Genomic DNA, 25,745 nt, shown 5'->3' with positions numbered 1-25,745 from the left:
GGTCGGGCCATGTCCGAGCTGCCCGTCGCCATCACCTATCCGGAGCAGCTGCCGGTCACCCAGCGCCGGGACGACATCGCCGCGGCGATCCGCGACCACCAGGTCGTGATCGTCGCCGGCGAGACCGGGTCGGGCAAGACGACCCAGCTGCCCAAGATCTGCCTCGAGCTCGGCCGCAGGATGATCGGCCACACCCAGCCGCGCCGGATCGCCGCGCGGTCGGTCGCCGAGCGGATCGCCGAGGAGCTCGGCACCGAGCTGGGTGACCTGGTCGGCTACCAGGTGCGGTTCACCGACCGTACGTCGCGGGCCAGCCGCGTCAAGGTGATGACCGACGGCATCCTGCTGGCCGAGCTGCAGCGCGACCGCGAGCTGCGCCGCTACGACACGATCATCATCGACGAGGCGCACGAGCGGTCGCTCAACATCGACTTCCTGCTCGGCTACCTCCGGCAGCTCCTGCCGCGCCGGCCCGACCTCAAGCTGATCATCACCAGCGCCACCATCGACCCGGAGCGGTTCGCCGAGCACTTCGGCTTGGACTCCGGTGGTCGAGTAGCGAGCGCCAGCGATCTCGGTGGTCGAGTAGCGAGCGCCAGCGATCTCGGTGGTCGAGTAGCGAGCGCCAGCGAGCGTATCGAGACCCGTATCGAGACCCCTGCGCCGATCATCGAGGTCAGCGGCCGGACCTACCCGGTCGAGGTCCGCTACCGGCCGCTGATGGAGCTGCCCGAGTCCGACGACGAGGGTGAGCCGGTCGTCCGCGACCAGACCGAGGCGATCGTCGATGCGGTCAAGGAGCTCTCCGTCGAGGGGCCCGGCGACATCCTGGTCTTCCTCCCCGGTGAGCGGGAGATCCGTGACACCGCCGACGCGCTCACCTCCGCGCTGGGCGTCGACCGCCGGCCGGGGCTCGTCGAGATCGTGCCGCTCTACTCGCGCCTCTCCGCTGCCGAGCAGCACCGCGTCTTCTCGGGGCACACCGGCCGCCGGATCGTGCTGGCGACCAACGTCGCCGAGACGTCGCTGACGGTGCCCGGCATCAGGTACGTCGTCGACACCGGCGTCGCCCGGATCAGCCGCTACTCCGCCCGGACGAAGGTCCAGCGGCTGCCGATCGAGCCGATCAGCCAGGCGTCGGCCAACCAGCGGTCCGGCCGCTGCGGCCGCGTCGAGGCGGGCATCGCGATCCGGCTCTACTCCGAGGAGGACTTCGACGCCCGCCCGGAGTTCACCGACCCCGAGATCCTGCGCACCAACCTCGCGTCGGTGATCCTCCAGATGGCGTCGCTGCAGCTGGGAGGCATCGAAGGCTTCCCGTTCGTCGAGCCACCGGACCGGCGCAACATCACCGCCGGCGTGCAGCTGCTCGAGGAGCTCGGTGCCCTGAGGACCTCAAGTGGCGCACGTGCGGGGAGTGGCTCTCGAGGCGACTCAGCGGGCACAGCGGCCCCGGCAGACCCAAGGGGTCTTCGGCCGGGGACCCCTTGGGACGGGCGTGAACAGGCAGGTCGCCGAGGCGCCGCTCCGGCACCACGGGACACGGATGCCACAAGGGGTCCTCGGCTCACCCGGATCGGGGAGCGACTCGCACGGCTCCCCGTCGACCCGCGGCTGGCGCGGATGGTGCTGGAGGCCGAGCGGCTGGGCGTCGTACGCGAGGTGATCGTGATCGCCGCGGCGTTGAGCCTGCAGGACCCGCGCGAGCGGCCCGGGCCGGACCGGCCCCAGGAGCAGGCGCAGGCCGACCAGCTGCACGCCCGCTTCAAGCACGAGTCGAGCGACTTCCTCACCTGGCTGAACCTGTGGCGCTACCTCAAGGAGCAGCAGCGCGAGCTGTCCTCGAGCGCCTTCCGGCGGATGTGCCTGCGCGAGCACCTGCACTACCTGCGGGTGCGCGAGTGGCAGGAGTTCGAGTCGCAGCTGCGGCAGGTCTGCAAGGAGATCGGGATCAGGGCCGAGCAGCTGGCCGACAGCCCCGACGAGGACGGCATCCACCAGGCGCTGCTCTCCGGGCTGCTCTCCCAGATCGGCCTGCTGGAGGAGCGGGACAAGGCCTCGACCGGCGACCGGCGGGGGAAGCGGCCCGGTCCGCGGGAGTACCTCGGCGCCCGCGGGGCGAGGTTCGCGATCTTTCCCGGCAGCGTGCTGAGCCGGAAGAACCCCGGCTTCGTCATGGCCGGTGAGCTCGTCGAGACCGGCCGGCTCTGGGCGCGGCAGGTCGCGGTGGTCAAGCCCGAGTGGGCCGAGCGGCTGGCGGGCGACCTGGTCAAGCGCAGCTACTCCGAGCCGCACTGGTCGCGGAAGCGCGCGGCGGTGCTGGCCCACGAGAAGGTCACGCTGTACGGCGTCCCGCTGGTCGCCGACCGGCTCGTCTCCTACGGCCGGGTCGACCGCGCCGTCGCCCGCGAGCTCTTCATCCGGCACGCCCTGGTGCAGCGGGAGTGGCACAGCAGCCACCGGTTCCTGCGCGAGAACGCCGAGCTCCTCGACGAGGCCCGCGAGCTGGAGCACAAGGCCCGCCGCCGTGACATCGTGGTGGACGAGCACACCCTCTTCGACTTCTACGACGCCCGGGTCGGCGACAACGTGGTCAGCGGCGCGCACTTCGACCGCTGGTGGAAGGACAAGCGTCGCGAGGACCCCCGCTTCCTCACCTTCGACCCGTCGATGGTGGCGCGCGACGTCGACGTCTCCGAGTTCCCCGAGGAGTGGCTGGCCGGCGACGTCACCAGCCCACTGACCTTCAAGGTGAGCTACCACTTCGAGCCCGGCGCGGTCGAGGACGGGCTCACCATCGACATCCCCGTCGGCACGCTCAATCGCGTCGAGGGCGCCGACTTCTCCTGGAACGTCCCGGGCCTGCGCGAGGAGCTCGTCACCGCGCTGATCCGCAGCCTGCCCAAGAACCTCCGCGTCCACTTCGTCCCGGCTCCCGACAGGGCGAGGGAGTTCCTCGCGACCGTGCCGCCCGGGGAGGAGCATCTGCTCGACGCCCTCGAGCGATGGGGCCGCAGCACGGCCGGCGTCCTCATCCCGCGCGGGGCGTGGGACTGGACGAAGGTGCCGGAGCACCTGCGGCCCACCTACCGCGTCGTCGACGAGCGCGGCCGCGAGCAGGCCAGGGGCAAGGACCTCGAGGCGCTCAAGGCGCCGCTCGCGGGCGAGTTCGAGAAGGCCATCGCCGAGGTCGCCGGGGACGCCGGCCTGACCGCGACCGGGCAGAGGACGTGGGCGTTCGGCACGATCCGGCGCACCGTCACCGAGAAGCGCGCCGGCCACGAGGTCACCGTGCACCCCTGCCTGGTCGACGAGGGCGCCAGCGTCGGGCTCAGCGTCGTCGGCACCGAGGAGGAGGCTGAGGCGCGGCACCGGCTGGGCGTCGTGCGGCTGCTGCTCCTCGGTCTCGACGGGCTCGAGCACCGGGGGACCGCCCGGCGCATCGTCGACTCGCTGAGCACCGCCGACAAGCTCGGCCTGGTCGCCGCGCCCTACCCGAGCGCCGCCGACGTCGTCGAGGACTGCCGCGTCGCCGTCGTCAGCGCGGTCGTCGACGCACGCGCGCAGGTCCGCACCGAGCAGGAGTACGACGCCCTGCTTGCTGCACTCGGCAGCGCGCGCGAGCACGAGGCGGCCGTGCGCGCCGTCCTCGCCGACGCGCTGCGGGCCCTGGCCGCCCACCGCGAGGCCGACAAGGCGCTGAGCGGCCGGGTCGACATCTACCAGCTCCCCGCCGTCACCGACATGAGGGCGCAGCTGGCCCGGCTCGTCGAACCCGGCTTCATCGGGCGGGCCGGACCGACCTGGCTGCGTCGCTATCCGACCTACCTCCAGGCGATCGGCGTGCGCCGCCGCAAGCTGGACGACAACCTGCGCGCCGACGCCGACCTGATGGCCCGCATCACCGACCTGCAGGAGCTCTACCTCCACCAGGTCGCCGCGCTGCCCGCCGGGCGTCCGCCCGGCGACCGGCTGCGCGAGGTGAGGTGGCTGCTGGAGGAGTACCGCGTCTCGCTGTGGGCCCAGCAGCTCGGCACCGCGATGCCGGTCAGCGACGCCCGGATCCGCAAGCTGCTGGCCTGATCGCAGCCGGCTCCGGACGGCCGGCCACGTTTCGCGAGCCGCTGCTCAGGGAATGGTCCTGCTGCTCGGTCCCGAGGCCGACGGAGGCGTACGGGGGTCTCCGTCGACTCCGGGGCCGTTCCCGTATCCCAGCGGTTAAGGTCGAACCCATGCGCCAGCACCATCGTCCGATGCGACCCGGTGACGGCTTCTTCGACGCGATCCAGAGCGGCACGGACCCCGCCCGCGTCCGGGAGGCGGCCGACCAGGCCGCCACCCTGCTGGTCCGCGGCGCCCGCTCCTCGGACGACCCGGAGACCGCCGACCGGCTGCTCCACCTCGCCGACACCGAGGGCATCGAGACGATCGCCGAGGTGTGGTCGGGCGCGCCGGCCGACACCCTCGCCGGGTGCCTGTGGCGGCTCTTCCTGCTGCGCTCGTGGGTGCATGCGGCGCCGGTCCAGGTCGCGCGGGAGTTCGAGGCGGGCCGGTCGGCCGCCCAGGTCGCGCGCGTGGTCGCGGGGGTCGCCGACCCGCCGGGCCCCGAGCAGCTCAAGGCGATGGTCGACCAGGTCCTGCGCGGCATCGCGGGCAGCGACTTCGCCGACGTGCTCCTCCGCGCCGCCGCGTTCGCGCGCGTCGTCGCGGCCGGCCGCGCTGCCCTGCAGGACACCCCCGAGGAGGAGATCCGCCGGATGCTGGCGCTCTCCGAGCAACTCGAGGCAGCCGGTCACCAAGAACTGGAACAAGGGTTGGTCTGACGTGGTTACATGGAGCGTGCACGTCGGGCCGCGGCAGCCCCGGGTCCCAAAATCAGCCGCCACGAGCGGCCATGCGCCGTGAGGCGCTCCCGGTCCGACGTGCACCATCTCCTTCGAGGCGTCCGCCGCGGTCTCGTGCGGGCTCGGGGGCCGGGACGCACGGCGCCGGCCGAGCGAGGTCAGGCTCGACCGGTTGGTCGACGTCGACCCGGCCGACGTACGCCGGGCGGGCGCTGCGCTCGACCCGGCGACGTTCGGCCGTGTGATCGAGGCCGCACGCGCCTATCACGACCTCGGCCAGCACGGCTTCGGCGAGCCGATAGGGTGAGCGGGTTGCCCGCACCTCAGGAGGATCCGCGTCGATGACCCTGCGCACCCGAATCGCCCGCGCAGCCGTCCTCGTCGCGGCGGGGTCCCTCGCCCTCGCGGCCTGCAACAGCGACGCCGAGCCGTCGGCCAACCCCAAGCCGTCGCCGACGAAGTCGACAGCGCCTCCGCCGCCGCCCGCGAAGCTCACCTTCGGTGCCTGGGGCAGCCCGGCCGAGCTCGCGGCCTACCAGCGGGTCGTCGACGACTACAACGTGAGCACCCGGCAGGCCCAGGTCACCTTCAAGTCCTGGCCGGACGACGCGTCGATGATGCAGCAGATCGGTGCCGGCCAGTCCACGCCGGACGTGTTCCTCATCTCGCGCGGTGACCTCCAACAGCTGTGGAACGACAAGCGCCTCGAGCCGGTCGACTCCTACCTCGACGCGCGCGCCGTCGACATCGGCGACGAGTACTCCCGCGACGCGCTGGAGGCGTTCTCCGCCGAGCACCACCTGCAGTGCATGCCCTACGCCGTGTCGCCGCGCGTCATCTACTACAACACCGACCTGGTCGACTTCGCCCGCATGAAGGCGGTCGGCCTCAACGTGCCCGGAGCGAGCAACAGGAGCTGGTCGCTCGAGGAGTTCCAGACCGCGGCGACGTTCGCGACCAGCGTCCGCCCCGGCGTGCGCGGGTTCGCGATCGACCCGACGGTCTCGGGGCTGGCGCCGTTCATCACCTCGGCCGGCGGCAAGCTCGTCAACGACGACCAGACGTCGCTGGCGTTCTCCGACGACAGCACCAAGGGTGCGCTGCAGCAGATCCTCGCCACGCTCAGCAACCCGCAGCTCACCCTCACCGACCGTCAGCTCCAGCGGCAGTCGGCGCTGCAGTGGTTCGAGCAGGGCCGGGTCGCGATGATCGCCGGCGACCGCAGCCTCGTGCCGCAGCTGCGCGGGGTCGACGACCTGCACTGGGACGTCATTCCGATGCCGACCGTCGACGAGGCCTCGACCGTGGGCGACTTCACCGGCCTGTGCCTGTCGCGGACGACGCAGCGGAGGGAGGCCGCCGCCGACCTGCTCGTCGCGCTCTCCTCGGACCAGATGGTCCGGACCGTCACGCAGACCGGCTACATGGTCCCGGTCAACCAGCAGGTCGCGCTCTCGGAGGACTTCCGCCAGCCGCTGCTGCAGCCGCTGCACGCGCCGATCTTCGTCAGCACCGTCCGCAACATGCAGATCCTGCCGTTCACCCGGCAGTGGCCGACGCTCGAGCAGGCCGTCGCCGCGCCGTTGCGGCAGCTGCTCCAGGGCGGGCCGACGGCCGACCTGGACGCGCTCACGACGCAGATCGACGAGCTCTCCAAGCCGGTGCTCGCCCCGCCGGCCTCCCCGAGCGCGACGCCCGCCGGCTGAGTCAGGCCTCGGCCTCGGCCTGCAGGATCGCCGTGGTCAGCAGGGGAGCGGTCAGCGCGATCTGCCAGCCACGGGCGCCGTACGCCGCCAGCATGGCCGTGACCTCGTCGATGAGCTCGCCCGGCTCCCGGGTCCGCGGCGGCGTCCACAGGGTGCGTCGCAGGTAGTCGGGCGTCAGGACGTTCTCGACCGGGACGCTGATCCGCTCGCTGAGCCCGGTCATCGCCTCGCGGGCCAGTGCCAGGCGGCGTGCGGCGACCGGGTCGCGCTCGGCCCACGCGCGCGGGACGGGCGGCCCGTCGCCACGCGGCGCCTTGGTGGGGAGCTCGTCCTCGGGCAGCTCGGCAGCGCGCTTGAGGGCGGCCAGCCAGCGGTTGGAGTAGCGCTCCGCGCCGCGGCCGTGGAAGCCCTTCGTGCTCAGCAGCGCGCTGCGGTCGGTCGGCATCTCGATGGCGGCCGCGACGATCGCCGAGTCGGGCAGGATCCGGCCGGGGGTCACGTCGCGCTGCTGGGCGATCGCGTCGCGGGCCTCCCACAGCTCCCGGATCGCCGCGAGCCCGCGCCGGCCGCGTACCTTGTGCGTGCCGGAGGTGCGGCGCCAGGCGTCGACGCGCGGCGTCTGCTCGAAGCTGCGCAGGTAGTCGAACTCCTGACGGGCCCACTCGGCCTTGCCGGCGGCCTCCAGCTCCCCGGCGAGCGCGTCGCGGAGCTCGACGAGGACCTCGACGTCGAGCGCCGCGTACTCGAGCCACGACTCCGGCAGCGGTCGGGTCGACCAGTCGGCGGCCGAATGCTCCTTGAGCATCGAGTAGCCCAGGACGCTCTCGACGAGCGTGCCGAGGCCGACGCGCGGGTAGCCGAGCAGGCGGCCGGCCAGCTCGGTGTCGAAGAGGGCCGCCGTCGGGCGGATCCCGAGCTCGGCGAGGCAGGGCAGGTCCTGGGTCGCGGCGTGCAGGATCCAGTCGGCGCCGTCGAGCACCTGCTGGAGCGGCGCCAGCGTCGAGAGGCCGATCGGGTCGATCAGCCAGGTGCCGCTGCCCTCGCGGCGCAGCTGGATGAGGTAGGCGCGGCTGGAGTAGCGGTAGCCGGACGCGCGCTCGGCGTCGAGGCCGACCGGCCCGGTGCCCTTCGCGATCGCCGCGCAGGCCGAGGCGAGCCCGTCGTCGGTGTCGGTGACGTGGGGGAGCCCGTCACGCAGGGTCAGCAGTGGCGCGGGGGGTGGCTCGGGTTCAGGAGCAGCCTCGGGCGCGGGCTCGGCGGCGGCCTCGGGGCTGGCCTCGGGCTCGCCGACGGCATCCGGCTCGGTGGGGACCTTGGGGCTCATTGACCGCGCTGGCCTCGGCGGCTGGGCATCACGGCCACGCCCTCGGGGACGGGCGGCAGGCCGACGGCGGTGCAGAGCAGCTCGCCCCAGGCCTCGACGTGGGCGCGCATGTCGGGCACGCCGGTCTCCGAGGCGTCGGGCGTCCACGACGCGCGGATCTCGAGCTGGGCGGTCCCGCCCTCGTCGGCCATGCCGCCGAAGCTCTCGGTGGCGACCCGCGTGACCGTGCCCGAGGCAGCGGTGTGGCCGGCCTCGTGCGCGGCGAGCGCCTCCAGCAGCCACGACCACCCGACCTCGCCGAGCATCTGGTCGGTGATCAGCTCGACGTCGATCTCGGCGCGGGCGTAGGCCACGCACCGGAACGTGCCGCCGCCCCACGAGTCGTTGCCCTCGGGATCGTGCAGGAGGATCAGCCGGCCGGTGCCGACCTCGGTGTCGTCGACGGTGACGTCGGCGCTCAGCGCCGACGCGTGTGGGGCGATCCGCTGCGGAGCCGGCATCTCCTCGCAGAAGATCTCCGGACGTAGCGTCGCCGCCTGCATGGCGAGAACCGCCGCACGGAACTCCGGCGGCACCTCGCCGCTCCCGGAGGACGCACCCGTGCCCGGGCGCGTCTCGTGACGCACCACCATGCCCCCACCCTAGGCGCGCCTGACTCATCCGGATGTGCGAACACGCCGGACCGGGTGCGACCATCCGGGGTGTGACCACCCTCGCTGACTCCGCGTTCCTCAAGGCTGCCCGTGGCGAGGCGGTGTCGCACACGCCCGTCTGGTTCATGCGGCAGGCCGGCCGGTCGCTGCCGGAGTACCTCAAGCTGCGCGAGGGCGTCGCCATGCTCGACTCCTGCCTCGACCCCGACCTGACGACCGAGATCACGCTGCAGCCCGTGCGGCGCTACGGCGTGGACGCGGCCATCTTCTACTCCGACATCGTCCTCCCGCTGAAGGCGATCGGCGTCGACCTGGACATCAAGCCGGGCGTCGGGCCGGTCATCGCCCAGCCGGTGCGCACGCTCGCCGACGTGGCGGCGATCCCGGACCTCACTCCGGACTCCGTCCCGATGATCACCCAGGCGGTCGAGCAGATCGTCGCCGAGCTCGGGAGCACGCCGCTGATCGGCTTCGCCGGCGCGCCGTTCACCGTGGCGTCGTACCTCGTCGAGGGCGGGCCGTCGAAGGACTACGCCAGGACGAAGGCCCTCATGTTCGGTGCGCCGGACGTGTGGGAGGCGCTGATGCAGAAGATCGCGGGCATCTCGGCCGGCTTCCTCGAGGTCCAGATCGCCGCCGGCGCGTCCGCGGTGCAGCTGTTCGACTCGTGGGCGGGAGCGGTCACGCCGGCCGACTACGAGCAGTACGTCGCCCCGTACTCCGCCCTCGTCCTCGACCGCGCCGGCGCCCTTGGCGTCCCGCGCATCCACTTCGGCGTGAACTCGTCGCTGCTGCTACGGCAGATGGGCGACGTCGGCGCCGACGTGGTCGGCGTGGACTGGCGCACCCCGCTGGACTGGGCGATCGGGCAGGTCGGCCACCGCGCCGTCCAGGGCAACCTCGACCCGGCCCTGGTCTTCGCGCCGACCGAGGTCATGCTCGACCGGGCTGCGGCGATCATCGACGCGGGCCGGATGGCCAAGGGGCACATCTTCAACCTCGGCCACGGCGTCATTCCGTCGACGGACCCCGACCAGCTCAAGCGGCTGACCGAGTTCGTGCAGTCGTACCCGCTGGACTGACGGCCTCTCGGCAGGCCGGCCGCGCTCATCGTCCGACAACCGGGCGGCCGCGGCACTACAGTGGCGCGATGAGCACTGCCGCGCAGCGGGAGGCGGCCGGCCACGACGTCATCTTCGCCGACAGCGACGCCGAGCTGGTCGCGGTCGCCGGCGACCGGCTGGCCCGGGCCCACGCCGCGGGCTCGACCCTCATCGTCATCGCCACGCCGGACCACCGCTCGGCCTTCGCCGACGGTCTCGCCGCGCGCTCCGTCGACCCGGGGGCCGCCCGGGCCGACGGGTCCCTGGTCGAGCTCGACGCAGCGACGGTCCTGGGCCGGATCGTCGACGCGGGCGCACTCGACGCGGGCGCGTTCGACCGGGTGGTCGGCACCCTCGTCCGGGAGGCCGCGGGTCGCGGCCCCGTGCACGCTTTCGGCGAGATGGTCGGCCTGCTCTGGGAAGACGGTCGGGTGGGCGAGGCCCTCGAGCTCGAGACGGCGTGGAACGCCCTCCTCGACGAGACCGGCGCCGACCTCCTCTGCGGCTATGACAGCACGGTCGTCGACGACCACACCGCGGCCGACGACGTGCGCGCCGTCTGCCGACTGCACTCCGCCGTCGTCGCCGGCGACCGGTTCGAGCGGACCTGGGACTTCGAGGCGGGAGAGGCCCTCGCGGGCGCTGCGCGCCGGGTCGTGACCTCTGCGCTGCGGGCCCGTGGGCTCAGCGGGCCGGAGCTCTCCGACGCCGAGATCATCCTGGGCGAGCTGGCCGCCAACGCGGCCAGGCACGCCCGCACGCCGTTCTCGGTGAGCCTCGCCATGGAGGACGGACGGATCGTCGTCGCCGTCCGCGACGACAGCGACGAGCTGCCCGTCGTGGCCGAGCCGCGCACCGACCAGGACGCCTCCGGCCGGGGCCTCCACCTCGTCGCGGCGCTCGCCCGCAGCTGGGGGATCGAGCCGCGCGACTCCGGCAAGCTGGTGTGGGCCGAGCTGAAGCGGTGAGCGCCCGGTCCGACGCCCTCGGCCCACCGTCACCCCTCGGCTGAGGTCGCCGACACCGCCGGCACCGCCTGCGCGCGACGGGCCCGACGCAGCGCCAGCCAGGCCGGTACGCCGACCAGCACGATCAGCGGCGTCCACGGGAGGAGCGCGCCGAGGACCGTCGCGGCGGCCGTCGCGAAACCGCGCAGGGCGCCCCAGCCGGACCGCAGCCCGGCGAGGAAGCCGGTGTCGTCGGTGGCCTCGCGCGGGTGCGCGCGAGACGCCGCCCGATCGATGCTGACGGTGATCGTCGACAGCGCCGTCTGGTCGGCGAGGTGGGCCTGCTGCCGCAGCAGCGAGTTCAGGTCCGCCTCGCGACCGGCGAGCTGGGACTCGATCGCCATGACGTCGCCGATGTTCACGGCGCGGGCGAGGAGGGTGCGGATGCGGTCGATGCTGGCCCGCGCCGCCTTGACCCGCTCGTCGGTGTCGACCACCTGGGTCGACACGTCGACGCTCTTCGTCGTGGAGTCCACCAGGTCGGCGACCTGCTCGAGGTCGGCCACCGCCTGGGAGAACGAGCGGGCGGGGACGCGCAGCACCATCCGGGCGTAGCCCAGCTCCTGGTGGTCCGACACCGTCGTCTCCTGGTCGGTGACCTGGCCGGCGTACGCGTCCGCGACGTGCTGCACGGCCGTCCGCGTCCGTGCGACGTCCTCGGTGCTGAGCGACACGCTGCCGGTGGAGATGATCGACGGCTGCTCGACCGGCTGCGCGGCACCGTCGGCCTTGGATGCGGTGGCGCCGTCGGCCGCCTTGGCGCCGGCTGTGTCGCCCGCCGTCTCGCCGGCCGTGTCGCCCGAGGCGTGCGAGAGCAGGCTGCTGGAGCCGCCGCCCGGATCTGATGCGGCGCGGGCGGAGCCGCTGGAGGAACCATCGGAGGAGTCCGAGGCGCCGGAGGAGCAGGCCGCGAGGGCGAGGAGCGGGACGGCCAGCGCGGCAGCGAGGCGAGCGGGTGCTGTGTTCATGTCCATGGGACGGGCGTGGCGCAGATCCGGTTCCCGACCTGCTACGGTCTTCTAAGTCGAGTAACTTAGACAACAATGAGGAGCCGAATGGTCACCGCCGTCGTCGTCGGGAACCCCCGACCCGCGAGCCGCACGCTCAGCGCGGCGACGTACCTCGCCCGCGAGCTCGTCGGCGCCGAGCCCGACCTCGTCGTCGACCTCGCCACCCTGGGCAACGCCGTCCTGGACTGGTCGGACGAGACCGTCACCGGTCTGGTCGGGCAGGTCGGCGAGGCGGACCTCGTGGTCGTCGCCAGCCCGACCTACAAGGCCGCCTACACCGGGCTGCTCAAGCTCTTCCTCGACCGGTTCGCCGGCGGGACCGGGCTCCGCGGGCTCGCCGTCCCGCTCATGCTGGGCGGCTCGCCGGCGCACTCGCTGGCACCCGAGCACACCCTGCGGCCGGTGCTCACCGAGCTCGGCGCGACGGTCCCGGGGAGGGGCCTCTTCGTCCTCGACAGCGCCCACGACGACCCCGCGGCGTACGCCGACTGGCTCGCCGCCACCAAGCCGCTCACCGACAGCTACCTGAACGGACGCCGATGACCCTGACGACCAACCAGGACCTCGACCCCGACCGGCTGCGCCACGCCTTCGGCATCTTCCCGACCGGGGTGGTCGCCGTCGCCGCGGAGGTGGACGGCGAGCTCGTCGGCCTGGCCGCGAGCTCGTTCACCTCGGTCAGCCTCGAGCCGCCGCTGGTGTCGGTCAACCTGGCCCACACGTCCAAGACCTGGCCCGACCTGCGCCGCGCGACCCACCTCGGCGTCACCGTGCTGGCCGACCACCACGCGCGGGTGTGCCGCCAGCTGGCCGGGCCGGTCGAGCACCGCTTCGACGGCGTCGCCTACTCGGTCAGCGACGACGGCGCCGTGACGCTGGACGACGGGCTCGCGCAGTTCGACTGCACCGTCTACCGCGAGGTCGAGGCGGGCGACCACGTCCTCGCCCTGCTGCGCCTGCACGCGGTGCGGCACGCGGCCGAGGGGCATCCACTGGTCTTCCACCGCAGCGGGTTCGGCAAGCTCGAGCGACCCGCCTCCTGAACTCCTCGTGCGGTGGCGGCGTGCACCCCGCAGCCACCGCACGAGGGCCGTGGCGCTGCGCGCGTCTGCGAGACTGCAGGGGTGAAGGTCGTCGTCGTCGGAGCAGGCGTCGCCGGGTTGGCGGCGGCACACTTCCTGGCCGCTCGCGGTTGCGAGGTCGTCGTGCTCGAGGCCTCGGAGCGGATCGGCGGCAAGCTGCGCCGGGCGTCCGTCGCCGACGTGATGGTGGACGTCGGCGCCGAGGCGATGCTCGCCCGCCGCGCCGATGGCATCGACCTCGCCCGCGACCTCGGCCTGCCGATCGTGCACCCGACGAAGGCGACGTCGCGGCTCTGGGTCGACGGCGCGCTGCGGCCGATGCCGCCGTCATTGATGGGCGCACCGATGGACCTCGACGCGCTCGAGGCGTCCGGCGTGCTGTCCCCGGCGGGGATGGCCCAGGCGCGCGCTGAGGCGAACCTGGCGGCGGTCCACCGGGTGGGGGAGGACTGCACCGTCGGAGATCTGATCGATCGGCGGTTCGGCCCGGAGGTCACCGACCGGCTCGTCGAGCCGCTGCTCGGAGGCGTTTACGCCGGCCGAGCCCGTGAGATCTCAGCGCGGGCCGCCGTTCCCCAGCTCGCGGCGCTCTACGACAGGGGCCCGCTCACCCCGCAGCTGGCCGCGATCCCCAGGGGGAGCGACCTGCCGGTCTTCGCCGGCATCGAGGGCGGGATGGGACTGCTGCCGGAGAGGCTCGCCGCCGGTCTCGACGTCCGCACCGAAGAGCCGGTGCTCGGCACCGGGTACGCGCATGACCGGCTGCTGGTCGAGCTCGTCCACGGCGTCGAGGTGACGGATGGGCTCATCCTCGCCACGCCGGCCCACGTCGCTGCGCAGATCATCGCGGGGTGCGCCGGCGGCTCGCTCGCCGACACCTTCCGCGTCATCGACCACGCCTCGGTCGCCGTCGTCACCCACGCCGTCCGGCTCGAGGACTGGCCGCTCGGCCACGACGTCAGCGGCTTCCTCGTCCCGCCCGACCAGCATCGGCGGATCAAGGCCTCGACGTTCTCCTTCGCCAAGTGGGACTGGGTGCGCGCGGCAGGTGAGGCCCGCGGCGTTCTGCTCCTGCGCACCAGCATCGGCCGGGCCCGCGACTCGCAGGCTCTCGACTTCACCGACACCGAGCTGATCGCGCAGTCGCTGGCCGACCTCCGTGACGCCGTCGGGCTCACGGCCCGGCCGGTCGACAGCCACGTACAGCGCTGGCCGCTCGGACTCCCGCAGTACGCACTGCGCCACCGGCGCCAGGTCGAGGTCATCCGCGAGGCGGTCGCGCAGGTGCCCGGACTGGCGGTCGCCGGGGCGGCGTACGACGGCGTCGGCATCCCGGCCGTCATCGCCTCCTCCCGCCGCGCCGCCGACGAGCTCCTCGCCTCCTCCTGACTGCCCTCCGGGTGCCGAGTCGGCGACGTTTGCCCCGATGTCCCTGGGCGGTGGGACATCCGGCCCCGGAGAGTCGTCCCCAGGTCGGCGAAGAGACGCCGAGAACACCCTGAGGAGAGAACCCCATGAGCATCACCACCCACCACCCGGCCCGCGACGACGTCCGCGAGGGGCGCTTCGGCGAGGGCGCCCCGACGGCGAGCCGCAGCCGGCTCTGGTCACTCGCCGGCATCGGCGCCGGCCTGGCCGGCTTCGCCACCATCGCCATCTCGTCGTCGATCAGCGCCGTCTACGACGCCAAGCTCCAGGGCGACGCCCCCGCGATCGCGGACAAGCTGGCGGACCTGACCCCCAACATGTTCGTCTTCCACTCGGTCACCGCGCTGGGCGCCCTGCTGATGGTCGTCTTCGGCGTGGGCCTGGCCGCCCGGCTCCGCGCCGGCAGCGGCCGTGACAGCATCGCGCCGCTCGTCGCTGTCGCCGGGCTGGTCGGCACCGCCGTGGTGAGCATCCTGGGCAGCGGTCTCGACACCGAGTTCATGATGACGCTGAGCAGCCAGCCGGAGGCGATCATCCCCGAGTCGGCGGTCATGTACAACCACTGGGTCGGCACCATCCCGTGGCTGTGGACCCTCGCCGGCCTCGCGGGCCTGGCGACGTACGCCGTCTCGCGCCGTGGCGGCGTGCCGCGCTGGATCGGCCGGGTCGGCCTGGTGCTGGGCGGCCTGACCGTTCTGCTCGGCGTCTCGCCGCTGGAGTACATGGCCGGCGCCACGGGTGCGCTGATGGTCCTCGTGACCGCGGTCGGCTTCACGGTCGGTGACAAGCACTACCGTCAGTGAGCGACGATTCCGCCGGTCCGGCCCCCATCGGGCCGGACCGGCTCCACAATGTGCCGGTGCAGCCGTCGCGCGACCGGCGCCCGACCGTCCCCTGGGCGGTCGGGCTGGTCGTGCTGCTGACGGCCGCGACGTTCGCCGGCAGCGTCTGGCTTGACCTGCACACCGACACCAGCGGGCCGGGCGCGCGGCTGGCGCCCGGGTGGGGCTGGAGCTACACGCTGCTCGGCCTGCTGCTCAGCGCGCTCGCCGCCGTCATCCTCGTCCGCGACCCCCGCCAGGGGATCGGCTGGGGGCTGGCCTGGACCGGGCTCTTCTGGTCGCAGGACGGACTGAGCCAGTCCTACGCCCGCTTCGGGATCCGGGCCGACGACGCGCTCCCGCTCGTCAACCTCGCGCTGTGGTCGTTCAACCGGCTCGGCGCCTTCCTGCCGCTGAGCGGCGCGCTGCTCATGCTGCTCTTCCCGACCGGTCGCTTCCTGCCCGGTCGCTGGCGCGTCGCCGGCTGGGCGGCCACGGTGGCGATGACACTGGGCGCGCTGCTCGTCGTCCTGCTGCCGGTCGGAGACAGCCTGCCCGACGTCGCCCTCCCGCCCGGGGTGGACGTCGACTGGGGCGTACTGCCACTCGGCGCTGGGGCGGCGGACGGCGCCGTCGGGGCCAGCGTCGCCGTCCAGGTCGCCGGCCTGCTCTCGGCGATGCTCGCCGTCGTCGTCCGCTACCGCCGCTCCCGCGGGCTCGAGCGCGACCGGATGCGGTGGCTCCTGTGGAGCGTGGTCGCCATAGCGCTCGTCCTCGTGGTCACCCTCGGCCTGGAGTTCCAGGCCGTCAACGACGCCGCGATCTTCCTCATCATGCTGCTGCCGGCGACGGCGATGACGATCGGCGTCGTCGCCCCGGAGCTCGTTGCGATCGACGACCTGCTCGCCCGCACGCTGCTGTGGGCGGTCCTCGCGGGCGTGATCCTGCTCGCCGACATCGCGGTCGTCGGCGGCCTGAGCGCCGTGCTCGACGACTCGCTCACCCAGCGCCAGCTGGTCCTGATCGTCCTGCTCGTCTCGGTGGTCCTCTACGGCCCCCTGCGCGCGCGGCTCGTCCGCGGCGTGCGGTTCCTGCTGCTGGGCAGGCGCTCGGACCCGTACGACGTCGTGGCCGGCCTGGCCTCCACGCTCGAGTCGACCGACGAGGGCCCGCAACAGCTCGCCGCCGTCGCCCGGGCGGTCGCGACCGCGTTCCGCGTGCGCTACGTGTCCGTCGAGGTCGACCGCGGCACCGGTGAGCGTGTGGTCGCGACCCACGGCGTCCGGCCGGCCCAGACCCGCAGCCTGCCGATCGTCTACCGCGGCGCCGAGGTCGGCCGGATGGTGCTGCCCGCCCGCGGACCGCGCAGCCGGCTCTCCCGCCGTGACGAGCAGCTCCTCGCCGACCTGGTCCGCCAGGCCGCGACCGCCGCACGCACGAGCGGCCTGGCCGAGGAGCTCCAGCGCAGCCGCGAGCGGCTCGTCACCGCCCGCGAGGAGGAGCGCCGCCGGATCCGCCGCGACCTGCACGACGGCCTCGGTCCCGTGCTCAGCGGCGTGGTCTTCCAGCTCGAGGGCGCCCGGCTGCTCGTCGAGAAGGACCCGGCCACCGCCGGCACCCGGCTGCAGGAGGCCAGCCGCACGGTGCAGGACGTCGTGGCCGACGTACGCCGGCTCGTGCACGACCTGCGCCCGCCGGCCCTCGACGACCTCGGTCTCGTCGGCGCCCTGGGGCAGCTCGCCGACCAGCTGGCCCGCGGCGGCCCCGCGATCACGGTGTCCGACGACGGGCTCGGGCCGCTGCCGGCCGCCGTGGAGGTCGCGGCCTACCGGATCGTCGCCGAGGCGCTGACCAACACGGTCCGTCACGCGGCCGCCACCCGGGCCGGCGCACGGCTGACCGTCGTGGAACCCGACGGGGCGCCGGCCCTGCGGGTCGAGGTCGCCGACGACGGCATCGGGCTGGCCGAGGAGGTCGAGGCAGGGATCGGGCTGCGCTCGATGCGCGAGCGGGCGCTCGAGCTCGGCGGCCGGGTCGCGGTCGTCTGCCCGCCCGAGGGCGGGACGGTCGTGACCGCAGAGCTCCCACTGGCAGGAGGACAGGGATGAGCAGCATCAGGGTGGTGGTCGCCGACGACCACCAGATCGTGCGGGACGGGCTCAACGCGCTCCTCGGCGCGCTCGACGGGATCGAGGTCGTCGGCCTGGCCACCGACGGCGTCGACGCGATCCACCTCGTGGAGCAGACCGCGCCCGACGTGGTCGTCATGGACATCCAGATGCCGCGGCTCGACGGGCTCGAGGCGACGCGTCGGATCACCGGCCGCCACCCGGACGTCAGGGTCGTGATGCTGACGATGAACGAGGACGACGAGACGGTGCTGGCCGCGATCCGGGGCGGGGCCAGCGGCTACCTGCTCAAGGGCTCGGGCGCCGAGGAGGTCCAGCACGCGATCCGCGCCGCGGCCGCCGGAGGCATGGTGTTCGGCGCCTCGCTCGCCGCCAAGGTCGCCTCCTATCTCTCCGGCCCGGCCCGTCCCGAGGCTCCCGAGCCGTTCCCCGAGCTGACCGAGCGGGAGCGGCAGGTGCTGCGACTGCTGGCCGCCGGCCGGTCCAACGACCAGATCGCGGGGGAGCTCTACGTCTCCTCCAAGACGGTCCGCAACGCCGTGTCCGGGATCTACGCCAAGCTGCACGCGGCCGGTCGAGCGGAGGCGATCATCAAGGCCCGGGAGGCCGGCTACGGCCGCGATTGAGCCGGGCGAATAATGGACGGCATGACCGACCCCCAAGCCGAGATCAAGTCCAACGCCGCCCGGATCAACGAGCTCAACGAGGCGATCCGCTACACGATGTGGTCGGTCTTCCGCTTCGAGGAGCCGTTCGACCAGGACGAGGACGACCCGAAGAAGGAGCTGTCCGAGCTGAAGCACTTCTTCGGTGACCTGATCGACAAGGACGTCGTGGTCCGCGGCGTGTACGACGTCGGCGGACTGCGCGCCGACGCCGACGTGATGATCTGGTGGCACGCGGAGTCCTCCGACGAGCTGCAGCGGGCCTACCACGGCCTGCGCCGCACCGGCTTCGGCTCACGTCTCGTCCCGGTCTGGAGCCAGATGGCGCTGCACCGGCCGGCGGAGTTCAACCGCAGCCACCTGCCGGCCTTCCTCGCGGAGGAGCGGGCGCACGACTATGTCGCGGTCTACCCCTTCGTGCGCTCCTACGAGTGGTACCTCCTCGAGGACACCGAGCGCCGCCGCCTGCTCGCCGAGCACGGCCAGATGGCGCGCGACTACCCCGACGTTCGCGCCAACACCGTGCCCGCCTTCGCGCTCGGCGACTACGAGTGGATCCTCGCCTTCGAGGCCGACGACCTCTCCCGCATCGTCGACCTGATGCGGCACCTGCGCGGCTCGGAGACGCGTCGGCACGTGCGCGAGGAGGTCCCGTTCTACACGGGGCGGCGCATCAACGTCGACGAGCTCGTCGAGCTGATGCCGTCGACGTCGTACTGACCGGTCCCCTCGCTGTCCTCCGTTCCCGGACGGGCCGCTCGGTCCTAGGATGAGCCGGCTGCCGGTGCCCTCACGCAGCACTGGCCGGAACGGAGTGCGTCGTGCATGCCATCGCCAGCCGGGTCCTCGCCCTCGTCGGCGTCCTCGCGGTAGCCGTCGGCGGATGGGTCGCCGTCCCGCCCGGCGCGGTTCACGCAGCCCCGCCACCTGCGTCGGCGACCTGGACCCAGCTCGCCCCGGCTACAGCGCCGTCCGCCCGCGACGAGTTCGCCATGGTCTACGACGAGGCTCATCACCAGGTGGTCCTCTTCGGAGGCACCCAGCTCGGCGGCGGCGGCGAGCTCGGCGACACGTGGACGTGGGACGGCACGACGTGGACCCAGCACGTCGTGCCCGGCCCGCCGGCGCGCGGCGCAGCGTCGATGGCCTATGACGGGACGACCGGAACCGTCGTCCTGTTCGGGGGGTTCGACGGAGGAGCGCCCCTGTTCGACGACACCTGGGTCTGGAACGGCACGGCGTGGAGCCGGGTCCATCCCCTGAGCGCGCCGCCGGCCCTCAACGGAGTCCCGATGGCGTGGGACCCGCAGACGCAGCAGGTCGTCCTGCCGACTGGCGGCGCCACCTGGCTGTGGCACGGCCAGACCCAGGTCTGGGAGCAGGCACCGCTCGCGACCACCGGGCCCGCCGCGGCCGGCGCGATGCTCGCCTTCGACGGCGCCAGCAGGTCTCTGATCTCCTTCGGAGGCGGCGCCTCCAGCGACGCGACCTGGACGTGGAACGGCTCCACCTGGACGCAGCTCCACCCTGCGGCGGCTCCGCCGGGACGCCGGCGTGGCGCGATGGCCTACGACGCCGACGCGCGGCGACTGGTCCTCTTCGGAGGGACGGGCCCTGGCAACACCTACCTGTCCGACACGTGGGTCTGGGACGGATCGACCTGGTCCCCGACGACGGGCACGTTGCCGCCGCCGGCGCGCCTCGACTCGGCGATGGCGGCGACGCCCGAACAGCACGGGCTGCTGCTCTTCGGCGGCCAGCCCATGGTCGGCGGCGACCTGGCCGACACCTGGCGGCTCACCGTCACTGTCGAGCCGTCCCCCGCCGACGACCGTACGCCGCCGGCGGTCTCCATCGCCGGGGTGACCGCGGGTGCGGCCTACTTCGTCGCCGCTCCGACCGCCGGGCAGGTCCGCTGCCAGGCCACGGACGCCTCCGGGATCCGCTCCTGCACGGTGAGCGTGAGCACCAGCGGGAACGGAGCGATCCGTCGGGTGCGGTACGCCGCCACGGCGGTCGACAACGCCGGCAACACCGCCACCCGGACCGTTGACGCGTACGCCGCCAGAGTGCTCGTCCGTGGATCGGCGTTCCGTGACGGCGCCTTCGTCGTCCGGCCACGGCATCGCTACACCCTGATCGTGGCGGCGAGCCGCCGACCGACCTACCTGCGCCCGGTTCGCCACGGCAAGCCCCACTCGCCAGTCAACGCCTTGCGTCGAGCCGGAAGAGGCCGCTGGTCGACGACCGTGCGGTTCCCCCGCGCGATGCGTGGCGCGGCCTGGAGGCTCGGCGTACGCACGGGCGGGCGCACCCTGGCCGTCGGCGTGCGGGTGCGGTGACCCGCGAGCGATCGCGCCGGGTCAGTCGTTCGGCTCGAGCGTGATGCTGATCGAGTTGATGCAGAAGCGGTCGCCGGTCGGCGTACCGAAGCCGTCGGGGAAGACGTGGCCGAGGTGCGAGCCGCAGTTGGCGCAGCGGACCTCGATGCGGCGCATGCCGTGGGAGAGGTCCTCGATGTACTCCACCGTGTCGGTGATCGGCTGGTAGAACGACGGCCAGCCGCAGCCGGAGTGGAACTTCGTGTCCGACTCGAAGAGCTTCGCCTGGCATGCCTTGCAGCGATAGATGCCCTTGGCCTCGGTGTCGGTGTACTCGCCCGCGAAGGCGCGCTCGGTGCCCGCCTCGCGCAGCACGCGGTACTCCTCGGGGGACAGCTGCTCACGCCACTCGGCGTCACTCTTCTCGACGTTGTAACCCACGCGCAGAGTCTACGCGGCGCCTCACGCCGCTCCGGCGGGCGAGGGTCGCCAGCAGCTAGGTTGACCAGCATGGCGAAGACACCAGCCGCGGAGGTCGTCGCGGGCGACCGGGCGGTGCGCATCTCCAGCCCGGACCGGGTGATCTACGAGGCGACCGACCGGACGCCGGAGGTCACCAAGCTGATGGTCGCGCAGTTCTTCGCCGACGTCAGCGCGCCGCTGCTGCGGGCGATCGGCGAGCGGCCGACCGCGCTGGAGCGCTGGCCCGACGGCTGGCGCGAGGGCATGCGGCTCGCGACCGGGCCCACCGACCGCGAGGGGGACGGCTTCTACCAGAAGCGCGTGCCGAAGGGCGCACCCGACTACCTCGAGACGGTGGGGATCACCTTCCCCAGCGGCCGTACGGCGGACGAGATCTGCCCGACCGAGCCGGCCGTTCCGGTGTGGTGCGCGCAGATGGGCGCCCTCACCTTCCACCCCTGGCCCGTACGCCGCCCCGACGTCGACCATCCCGACGAGCTGCGCATCGACCTCGACCCGCAGCCCGGCACGAGCTTCGCCGACGCGGTCCGCGTGGCCGGCGTCGCCCGCGAGCTGCTCGAGGAGCTCGGCATCACCGGCTACCCGAAGACGAGCGGCAACCGCGGCGTGCACATCTACGTCCGGATCGAGCCGACCCGGCCGTTCGAGGACGTCCGCCACGCGGCCATCGGCTTCGGCCAGGAGCTGGCCCGCCGCGACGACGGGGTCACGGTGGCCTGGTGGAAGGAGGAGCGGGGCGAGCGCATCTTCGTCGACTTCAACCAGAACAACAGGGACCGGACGATCGCCTCGGCGTACTCCCTCCGGCCCCGGCCCGGCGCCCCCGTCTCCACCCCGCTCACCTGGGCCGAGCTCGCCGACCTGAAGGACCCGCGCGAGCTCAACCTCTTCACCGTGCCCGACCGGCTGCAGGACGCCGACCCGTGGGCCGGCATCGACTCGGCGGCGCACTCGCTGGACCCGCTGATCGCGCTGTGGGACGGCGTGGAGACGAACTTCCCGCCCGACTACCCCAAGATGCCCGGCGAGCCGCCGCGGGTACAGCCGAGCAAGAAGGTCGCCGCCCACTGGGACGAGGACGGCAACCGGGTCGAGAAGTAGGGCCGGGCCGCCGTCAGACGCCGTTGATGCCTTCGCCCTCGCCGGCCTGCTCGTCGAAGTTCTCGTGCTCGAGCAGGTGCAGGACGGGCACACCGATCTTGCGCCGCGCCTGCGACGTCCAGTCGACGTGGAAGAACTCCGCGACGACGTGCGGGCGGGTGAGGATGATCGCCTCGCGCCCGTCCACCTCGGCGACCTTGGTCTTCAGCGCGTCGATGGGGGAGACGTCCACGACGGTGCCCTCGGCGCTCGCGCCGGCCGTGCGCAGGGCGTCCAGCGTGGTGGAGAGGTCCTCGGTCGCCCGGTCGAGGCAGTCCTTGCGAACGGCGTCGAGGTCGACCTCGTTGACCAGCAGCGACGGCGTCCCGAGCAGCTCGCCGCCGCTGAGCGTGCCGAGCGAGGCCTCGATCCTCGCGGCGGCGTCCTCCATCGGGAGGAGCACGTGGTAGGCCACGGGCTCGTCGAGGCTCTCGTGCAGGGACCGCACCTGGGCGGCGTCCGCTGACGAGAGGGCCTGCTCGACGAGGAGGACGACGTCGTAACTCATGGTTACAGCGTAGGGCGCTTCTCCGCGGTTGCACCCGGCGGACGCGCCCCAGCCGCGGAGGATCCAGCTCAGGACCTACCCCAGCACCTACCCCAGCACCTACCCCAGCACCTCGCCGAGGTCGTAGGACACCGGCTCCTCGAGCTGGTCGTAGCCGCACGAGGTCGGGTCGCGGTCGGGCCGCCACCGCTTGAACTGCGCGGTGTGCCGGAAGCGCCGCCCCTCCATGTGGTCGTAGCCCACCTCGAGGACCCGGTCGGGACGCAGCGGGACGAAGGAGAGGTCCTTGCCCTGCGACCAGCGGGACTGGGTGCCGGGCACCCGGTCGGGGTTGGCGGTCAGGAACTCCGACCAGCGCCCCCAGGGGTGCTCCTCGATCGGCACCACCAACGGAGCGAGCTCCTCGATCAGCTCGGCCCGGCGCTTGGCGGTGAACGACGCCGAGACGCCGACGTGCTGCAGTTGGGCGTCCTCGCCGGAGCCGTCGTAGAGCCCGAGCAGCAGGCTCCCGAGCAGGGGCGATGACTCGGTGGAGTTCTTGTGCAGCCGGTAGCCCGCGACGACCACGTCGGCGGTGCGGGCGTGCTTGATCTTCAGCATCGTGCGCTGGTTGGGCGCGTAGACGGCCGACAGCGGCTTCGCGACGACACCGTCGAGCCCGGCGCCCTCGAACTGGCGGAACCACTGCTCGGCCTCGTCCGGGTCGGTCGTGGTCCGGGTCAGGTGGCACGGACCGGACGGCGGCAGGTCCGCCAGCGCCGCCTCGAGGGCTGCTCGACGCTCGGAGAACGGGCGGTCGACGTACGACTCGTCGCCGAGCGCCAGCAGGTCGAAGGCGACGAACGAGGCAGGGGTCGACTCCGAGAGCATCGTGATCCGCGACGCGGCCGGGTGGATCCGCTCCTGCAGCACCTCGAACTCCAGCCGGTCGCCGACGGAGACGAAGAGCTCCCCGTCGAGCACGCACCGCGGCGGCAGCTGGTCCAGGATCGCCGCGACGACCTCGGGGAAGTAGCGGGTCAGCGGCTTGGTGTTGCGCGAGGCGAGCTCGACCTCGTCACCGTCGCGGAAGACGAGGCAGCGGAAGCCGTCCCACTTCGGCTCGAAGCTGTATCCGCCTGTCGTGGGCACGGCCGCGACGGACTTGGCTAGCATCGGCAGGACCGGGGGCATGACCGGGAGATCCACGTCGCTGAGCCTAGATGAGCGATTGGGTGGCCGCTGGTGACGTCACCTAGGCTGCCGGGCAAATGCGGGAAGATGGAGAACGTTCATGAGCGAGATCGTCGGCTATGTCCCGGGCGTCTTCGACCTCTTCCACATCGGACACCTCAACATGCTGCGCCAGGCGCGCAGCCGCTGTGACCTCCTCGTCGCCGGCGTGGTGTCCGACGAGATGTGCGAGCTCGGCAAGGGGATCCGGCCGACCGTGCCGCTCGAGGAGCGGGTCGCGATCGTCGACGCGATCGGCATCGTGGACGCGACCTACGTCGAGCTGACCCTCGACAAGCGGGACGCCTGGCGCGACGTCGGCTTCCACCGCCTCTTCAAGGGCGACGACTGGAAGGGCACCTCGAAGGGCGACCGCCTCGAGAAGCAGATGGCCGAGGTGGGCGTCGAGGTGCACTACTTCCCCTACTCGATCCAGACCTCCAGCACGGCCCTGCGCAAGCACCTGGCCCGCGGCGAAGCCGCGTCGTGACCGTCGAGATCACCGACTCCCACCTCAGCCTCAAGGGCACGACCGGCCGGACGCTGCTGGTCCACTTCGACGACCAGCACATCTGGACCTTCACCGGCCCGCGGGCCGAGTGGCCGCACGTGCTGAGCCCCTACCTCGACGGGTCGACCCGGGTCCGCGTCACCGACACCGACGGCAACACCCACTGCGACGTCGAGCACGCGTTCGGCTCCGGAGAGGGCCGGGTCCGCTTCGCCGACGAGGCCGGGCACCCGTACGCCGTCGACAAGATGGGCCATCTGACCCGCTCCTTCTCCTCGACGACCGACGAGACCAAGCACGAGATCCTCGAGGCCACCCAGGTCGTGCTGCGCGAGCTGAACGAGCGCTGCGGCGTCGAGGCCTACCTGGGGTACGGCGCCCTCCTCGGCGCGGTCCGCGAGGGCGGGATGATCGCCCACGACACCGACACCGACCTGTGCTACTTCAGCCGCCACGGCGACCCCGTCGACATCATCCGCGAGTCCTACCGCATCGAGCGCGAGCTCAAGCTGCTGGGCTGGGACGTCCTGCGCATGTCGGCCGCCGACCTCAAGGTGGTCTGGCCGCTCCAGGACGGCCGGCGCATCCACATCGACGTCTTCGTGTCGTTCGTGATCGGCGGCGAGCTCTACATCCTCGGCGAGAAGCGCGGCCGCTTCGACCTCGACGACCTGCTGCCGCTCGGCACGGTCACGCTCGACGGGCACGAGTTCGCGGCGCCCCGTCACCCCGAGGCGATGCTGGTCTACCTCTACGGCGAGGGCTGGCGGGTCCCGGATCCGGGCTTCGTCGCCGTCGCGGACCCGCTGACCAAGACCCGGCTCGACGGGTGGTTCCGCGGGTTCCGTCAGGGCATGAGCGGCTGGACGCCGCTGCTGCGCGGCACGGCCGGCCCCCGCTCGCCGGTGCCCACCGACGGCTCGGACTTCGCCGCCTGGGTGCACCGGCAGATCGGCCCGGACGACGCGGTGCTCGACCTCGGCGCGGGCAACGGGCGCGACAGCGTCTGGTTCGCCCGGCAGGGGCACTCGGTCCGGTCCTCGGACTACTCCCGCCGCTCGGCGGTCGAGGTCCGCGCGGCCCTCGACGCCTCCGGTGTCAAGGGCGTGCGGATCAAGCAGGTCATCCTCAACGAGACGCGCCACGTCCTCCACCTCGTCGCGGTGCTCGCGCGTCGGCCGCACCACATCTACGCCCGCCAGCTCGTCGGCTGCCTCGACGAGCCGGCCCGGGAGAACCTCTTCCGCCTCGGCGCCTCCGTGCTGCGCGGCGGTCAGTCCATGTGGCTGGAGTTCGCGGTCCGGCACGGCGTGGCCCTCGCCCCCGAGCCGGCCGGCCTCGTTGAGCGGGTCGATGTCGACGTACTCACGGCGGAGATCGAGCGCAGCGGCGGACGCGTCGAGCACCTCGAGATCGCACCCGGCGTCGACATGTTCGATAATCCTGACCCGGCGGTGGCGCGCATGCGCGTCACCTGGCCAGCTGTCCGCACCGCCGGGCTCACCGGCGGTCCGACGGACGACAACGAGGAGAGTGTCTGATGGCGAGTGGCAACGCGAAGGACTTCGCACGCAGGGTCCGAGGCCTGGTGGAGGACCGGGTGCGCGGCAGCAAGGCGTACGAGAGCACCCTGCGTGCCCGCGTGCAGCGCCTGGAGGAGGAGCTCGAGGCCGATCGCCAGCTCCACCGCAAGGTCGCCGAGCTCTCCGACGTGGTCGCCGAGCTCCTGATCCCGATCCAGGACCGCGACGACGCCAAGGTCAACGAGGTGCTCTCGCGCTACCGGAAGACGATCTGA

At 72.8% G+C, this 25,745-nt stretch carries 24 protein-coding genes; 18 read left to right on the top strand and 6 right to left on the bottom strand.

Annotated features, from left to right (window positions below; genetic code table 11):
- Positions 1-9: 9 nt before the first annotated feature.
- From hrpA to BM236_RS08265, 4 genes are all read left to right on the top strand, one after another.
- The gene (hrpA, locus tag BM236_RS08275) at positions 10-4,083 is read left to right on the top strand and encodes an ATP-dependent RNA helicase HrpA (RefSeq protein WP_091122398.1); all 4,074 of its coding nucleotides are present in this window, start codon (positions 10-12) and stop codon (positions 4,081-4,083) included.
- A gap of 170 nt (positions 4,084-4,253) precedes the next feature.
- A complete protein-coding gene (locus BM236_RS08270) occupies positions 4,254-4,823 on the top strand; it encodes a hypothetical protein (RefSeq protein ID WP_091122829.1) in 570 nt (189 codons plus the stop codon).
- 193 nt (positions 4,824-5,016) lie between these two features.
- Positions 5,017-5,151: a hypothetical protein gene (locus tag BM236_RS19490; RefSeq protein WP_281247635.1), complete on the top strand. Its 135-nt coding sequence runs from the start codon at positions 5,017-5,019 to the stop codon at positions 5,149-5,151.
- Between the two features lie 34 nt (positions 5,152-5,185).
- The gene (locus BM236_RS08265; protein ID WP_091122396.1) at positions 5,186-6,550 is read left to right on the top strand and encodes an extracellular solute-binding protein; all 1,365 of its coding nucleotides are present in this window, start codon (positions 5,186-5,188) and stop codon (positions 6,548-6,550) included.
- A 1-nt stretch (position 6,551) separates the two neighbouring features.
- On the opposite strand, the gene BM236_RS08260 is transcribed toward BM236_RS08265, so the two are convergent.
- Complete coding sequence (locus BM236_RS08260) at positions 6,552-7,874, bottom strand: HRDC domain-containing protein (RefSeq protein ID WP_091122393.1); 1,323 nt, start codon at positions 7,872-7,874, stop codon at positions 6,552-6,554.
- Complete coding sequence (locus BM236_RS08255; protein ID WP_091122391.1) at positions 7,871-8,506, bottom strand: DUF3000 domain-containing protein; 636 nt, start codon at positions 8,504-8,506, stop codon at positions 7,871-7,873. Before BM236_RS08255 ends, BM236_RS08260 begins: the two co-directional genes overlap by 4 nt.
- Before the next feature lie 32 nt (positions 8,507-8,538).
- Here BM236_RS08255 and hemE point away from each other — a divergent pair, with 32 nt between their 5' ends.
- A complete protein-coding gene (gene hemE, locus BM236_RS08250) occupies positions 8,539-9,609 on the top strand; it encodes a uroporphyrinogen decarboxylase (RefSeq protein ID WP_091122388.1) in 1,071 nt (356 codons plus the stop codon).
- Positions 9,610-9,677: 68 nt separating this feature from the next.
- Entirely contained in the window at positions 9,678-10,598 is a 921-nt protein-coding gene (locus BM236_RS08245) for an ATP-binding protein (RefSeq protein WP_091122387.1), read from the top strand.
- A gap of 29 nt (positions 10,599-10,627) precedes the next feature.
- On the opposite strand, the gene BM236_RS08240 is transcribed toward BM236_RS08245, so the two are convergent.
- Positions 10,628-11,605 carry a DUF4349 domain-containing protein gene (locus BM236_RS08240; protein WP_175507609.1) on the bottom strand — a complete coding sequence of 326 codons (978 nt, stop codon included), beginning with the start codon at positions 11,603-11,605 and terminating at the stop codon, positions 10,628-10,630.
- Positions 11,606-11,692: 87 nt separating this feature from the next.
- Between BM236_RS08240 and BM236_RS08235 the strand changes: the two genes are divergently transcribed.
- From BM236_RS08235 to BM236_RS08200, 8 genes are all read left to right on the top strand, one after another.
- Entirely contained in the window at positions 11,693-12,190 is a 498-nt protein-coding gene (locus tag BM236_RS08235; protein ID WP_091122382.1) for an NAD(P)H-dependent oxidoreductase, read from the top strand.
- The gene (locus BM236_RS08230; RefSeq protein WP_091122380.1) at positions 12,187-12,690 is read left to right on the top strand and encodes a flavin reductase family protein; all 504 of its coding nucleotides are present in this window, start codon (positions 12,187-12,189) and stop codon (positions 12,688-12,690) included. Before BM236_RS08235 ends, BM236_RS08230 begins: the two co-directional genes overlap by 4 nt.
- A gap of 81 nt (positions 12,691-12,771) precedes the next feature.
- Positions 12,772-14,118 (top strand): protoporphyrinogen/coproporphyrinogen oxidase, encoded by a 1,347-nt coding sequence (locus BM236_RS08225; RefSeq protein WP_091122378.1) that lies wholly within the window; start codon positions 12,772-12,774, stop codon positions 14,116-14,118.
- A gap of 125 nt (positions 14,119-14,243) precedes the next feature.
- On the top strand, positions 14,244-14,960 hold the full coding sequence (locus tag BM236_RS08220; RefSeq protein ID WP_091122375.1) for a hypothetical protein: 717 nt from the start codon (positions 14,244-14,246) through the stop codon (positions 14,958-14,960).
- A gap of 56 nt (positions 14,961-15,016) precedes the next feature.
- A complete protein-coding gene (locus BM236_RS08215; protein ID WP_139230057.1) occupies positions 15,017-17,086 on the top strand; it encodes a sensor histidine kinase in 2,070 nt (689 codons plus the stop codon).
- Positions 17,083-17,733 carry a response regulator transcription factor gene (locus tag BM236_RS08210; protein WP_091122367.1) on the top strand — a complete coding sequence of 217 codons (651 nt, stop codon included), beginning with the start codon at positions 17,083-17,085 and terminating at the stop codon, positions 17,731-17,733. Before BM236_RS08215 ends, BM236_RS08210 begins: the two co-directional genes overlap by 4 nt.
- A 21-nt stretch (positions 17,734-17,754) precedes the next feature.
- Positions 17,755-18,492, top strand: a complete 738-nt coding sequence (gene hemQ, locus BM236_RS08205) for a hydrogen peroxide-dependent heme synthase (RefSeq protein WP_091122826.1) — start codon at positions 17,755-17,757, stop codon at positions 18,490-18,492.
- Between the two features lie 101 nt (positions 18,493-18,593).
- Positions 18,594-20,114 carry a Kelch repeat-containing protein gene (locus BM236_RS08200; RefSeq protein ID WP_091122365.1) on the top strand — a complete coding sequence of 507 codons (1,521 nt, stop codon included), beginning with the start codon at positions 18,594-18,596 and terminating at the stop codon, positions 20,112-20,114.
- Between the two features lie 21 nt (positions 20,115-20,135).
- Here BM236_RS08200 and msrB read toward each other — a convergent pair whose 3' ends face one another.
- Entirely contained in the window at positions 20,136-20,534 is a 399-nt protein-coding gene (gene msrB, locus BM236_RS08195) for a peptide-methionine (R)-S-oxide reductase MsrB (RefSeq protein WP_091122362.1), read from the bottom strand.
- Between the two features lie 69 nt (positions 20,535-20,603).
- Here msrB and BM236_RS08190 point away from each other — a divergent pair, with 69 nt between their 5' ends.
- Positions 20,604-21,677 carry a DNA polymerase domain-containing protein gene (locus BM236_RS08190; protein ID WP_091122359.1) on the top strand — a complete coding sequence of 358 codons (1,074 nt, stop codon included), beginning with the start codon at positions 20,604-20,606 and terminating at the stop codon, positions 21,675-21,677.
- 13 nt (positions 21,678-21,690) lie between these two features.
- Here the strand turns inward: BM236_RS08190 and BM236_RS08185 are convergent, their stop codons facing one another.
- Positions 21,691-22,224: a hypothetical protein gene (locus BM236_RS08185; protein WP_091122357.1), complete on the bottom strand. Its 534-nt coding sequence runs from the start codon at positions 22,222-22,224 to the stop codon at positions 21,691-21,693.
- 99 nt (positions 22,225-22,323) lie between these two features.
- Positions 22,324-23,412 (bottom strand): ATP-dependent DNA ligase, encoded by a 1,089-nt coding sequence (locus tag BM236_RS08180; protein WP_091122354.1) that lies wholly within the window; start codon positions 23,410-23,412, stop codon positions 22,324-22,326.
- 85 nt (positions 23,413-23,497) lie between these two features.
- Here BM236_RS08180 and BM236_RS08175 point away from each other — a divergent pair, with 85 nt between their 5' ends.
- Genes BM236_RS08175 through BM236_RS08165 form a run of 3 tightly spaced genes read left to right on the top strand, consistent with a single transcriptional unit; the run spans position 23,498 to position 25,745 of the window.
- Positions 23,498-23,926: an FAD synthase family protein gene (locus BM236_RS08175; RefSeq protein ID WP_091122352.1), complete on the top strand. Its 429-nt coding sequence runs from the start codon at positions 23,498-23,500 to the stop codon at positions 23,924-23,926.
- Positions 23,923-25,488, top strand: a complete 1,566-nt coding sequence (locus BM236_RS08170; RefSeq protein WP_091122350.1) for a class I SAM-dependent methyltransferase — start codon at positions 23,923-23,925, stop codon at positions 25,486-25,488. The genes BM236_RS08175 and BM236_RS08170 overlap by 4 nt, the downstream gene beginning before the upstream one ends.
- Entirely contained in the window at positions 25,488-25,745 is a 258-nt protein-coding gene (locus BM236_RS08165) for a DUF6752 domain-containing protein (RefSeq protein WP_091122348.1), read from the top strand. Before BM236_RS08170 ends, BM236_RS08165 begins: the two co-directional genes overlap by 1 nt.

Origin of the sequence: Nocardioides terrae (assembly GCF_900112345.1) — a bacterium.
Lineage (GTDB): Bacteria > Actinomycetota > Actinomycetes > Propionibacteriales > Nocardioidaceae > Nocardioides > Nocardioides terrae.
Note: the sequence above shows the minus strand (reverse complement) of the source record. Positions and strands in the feature narration are given on the sequence as shown.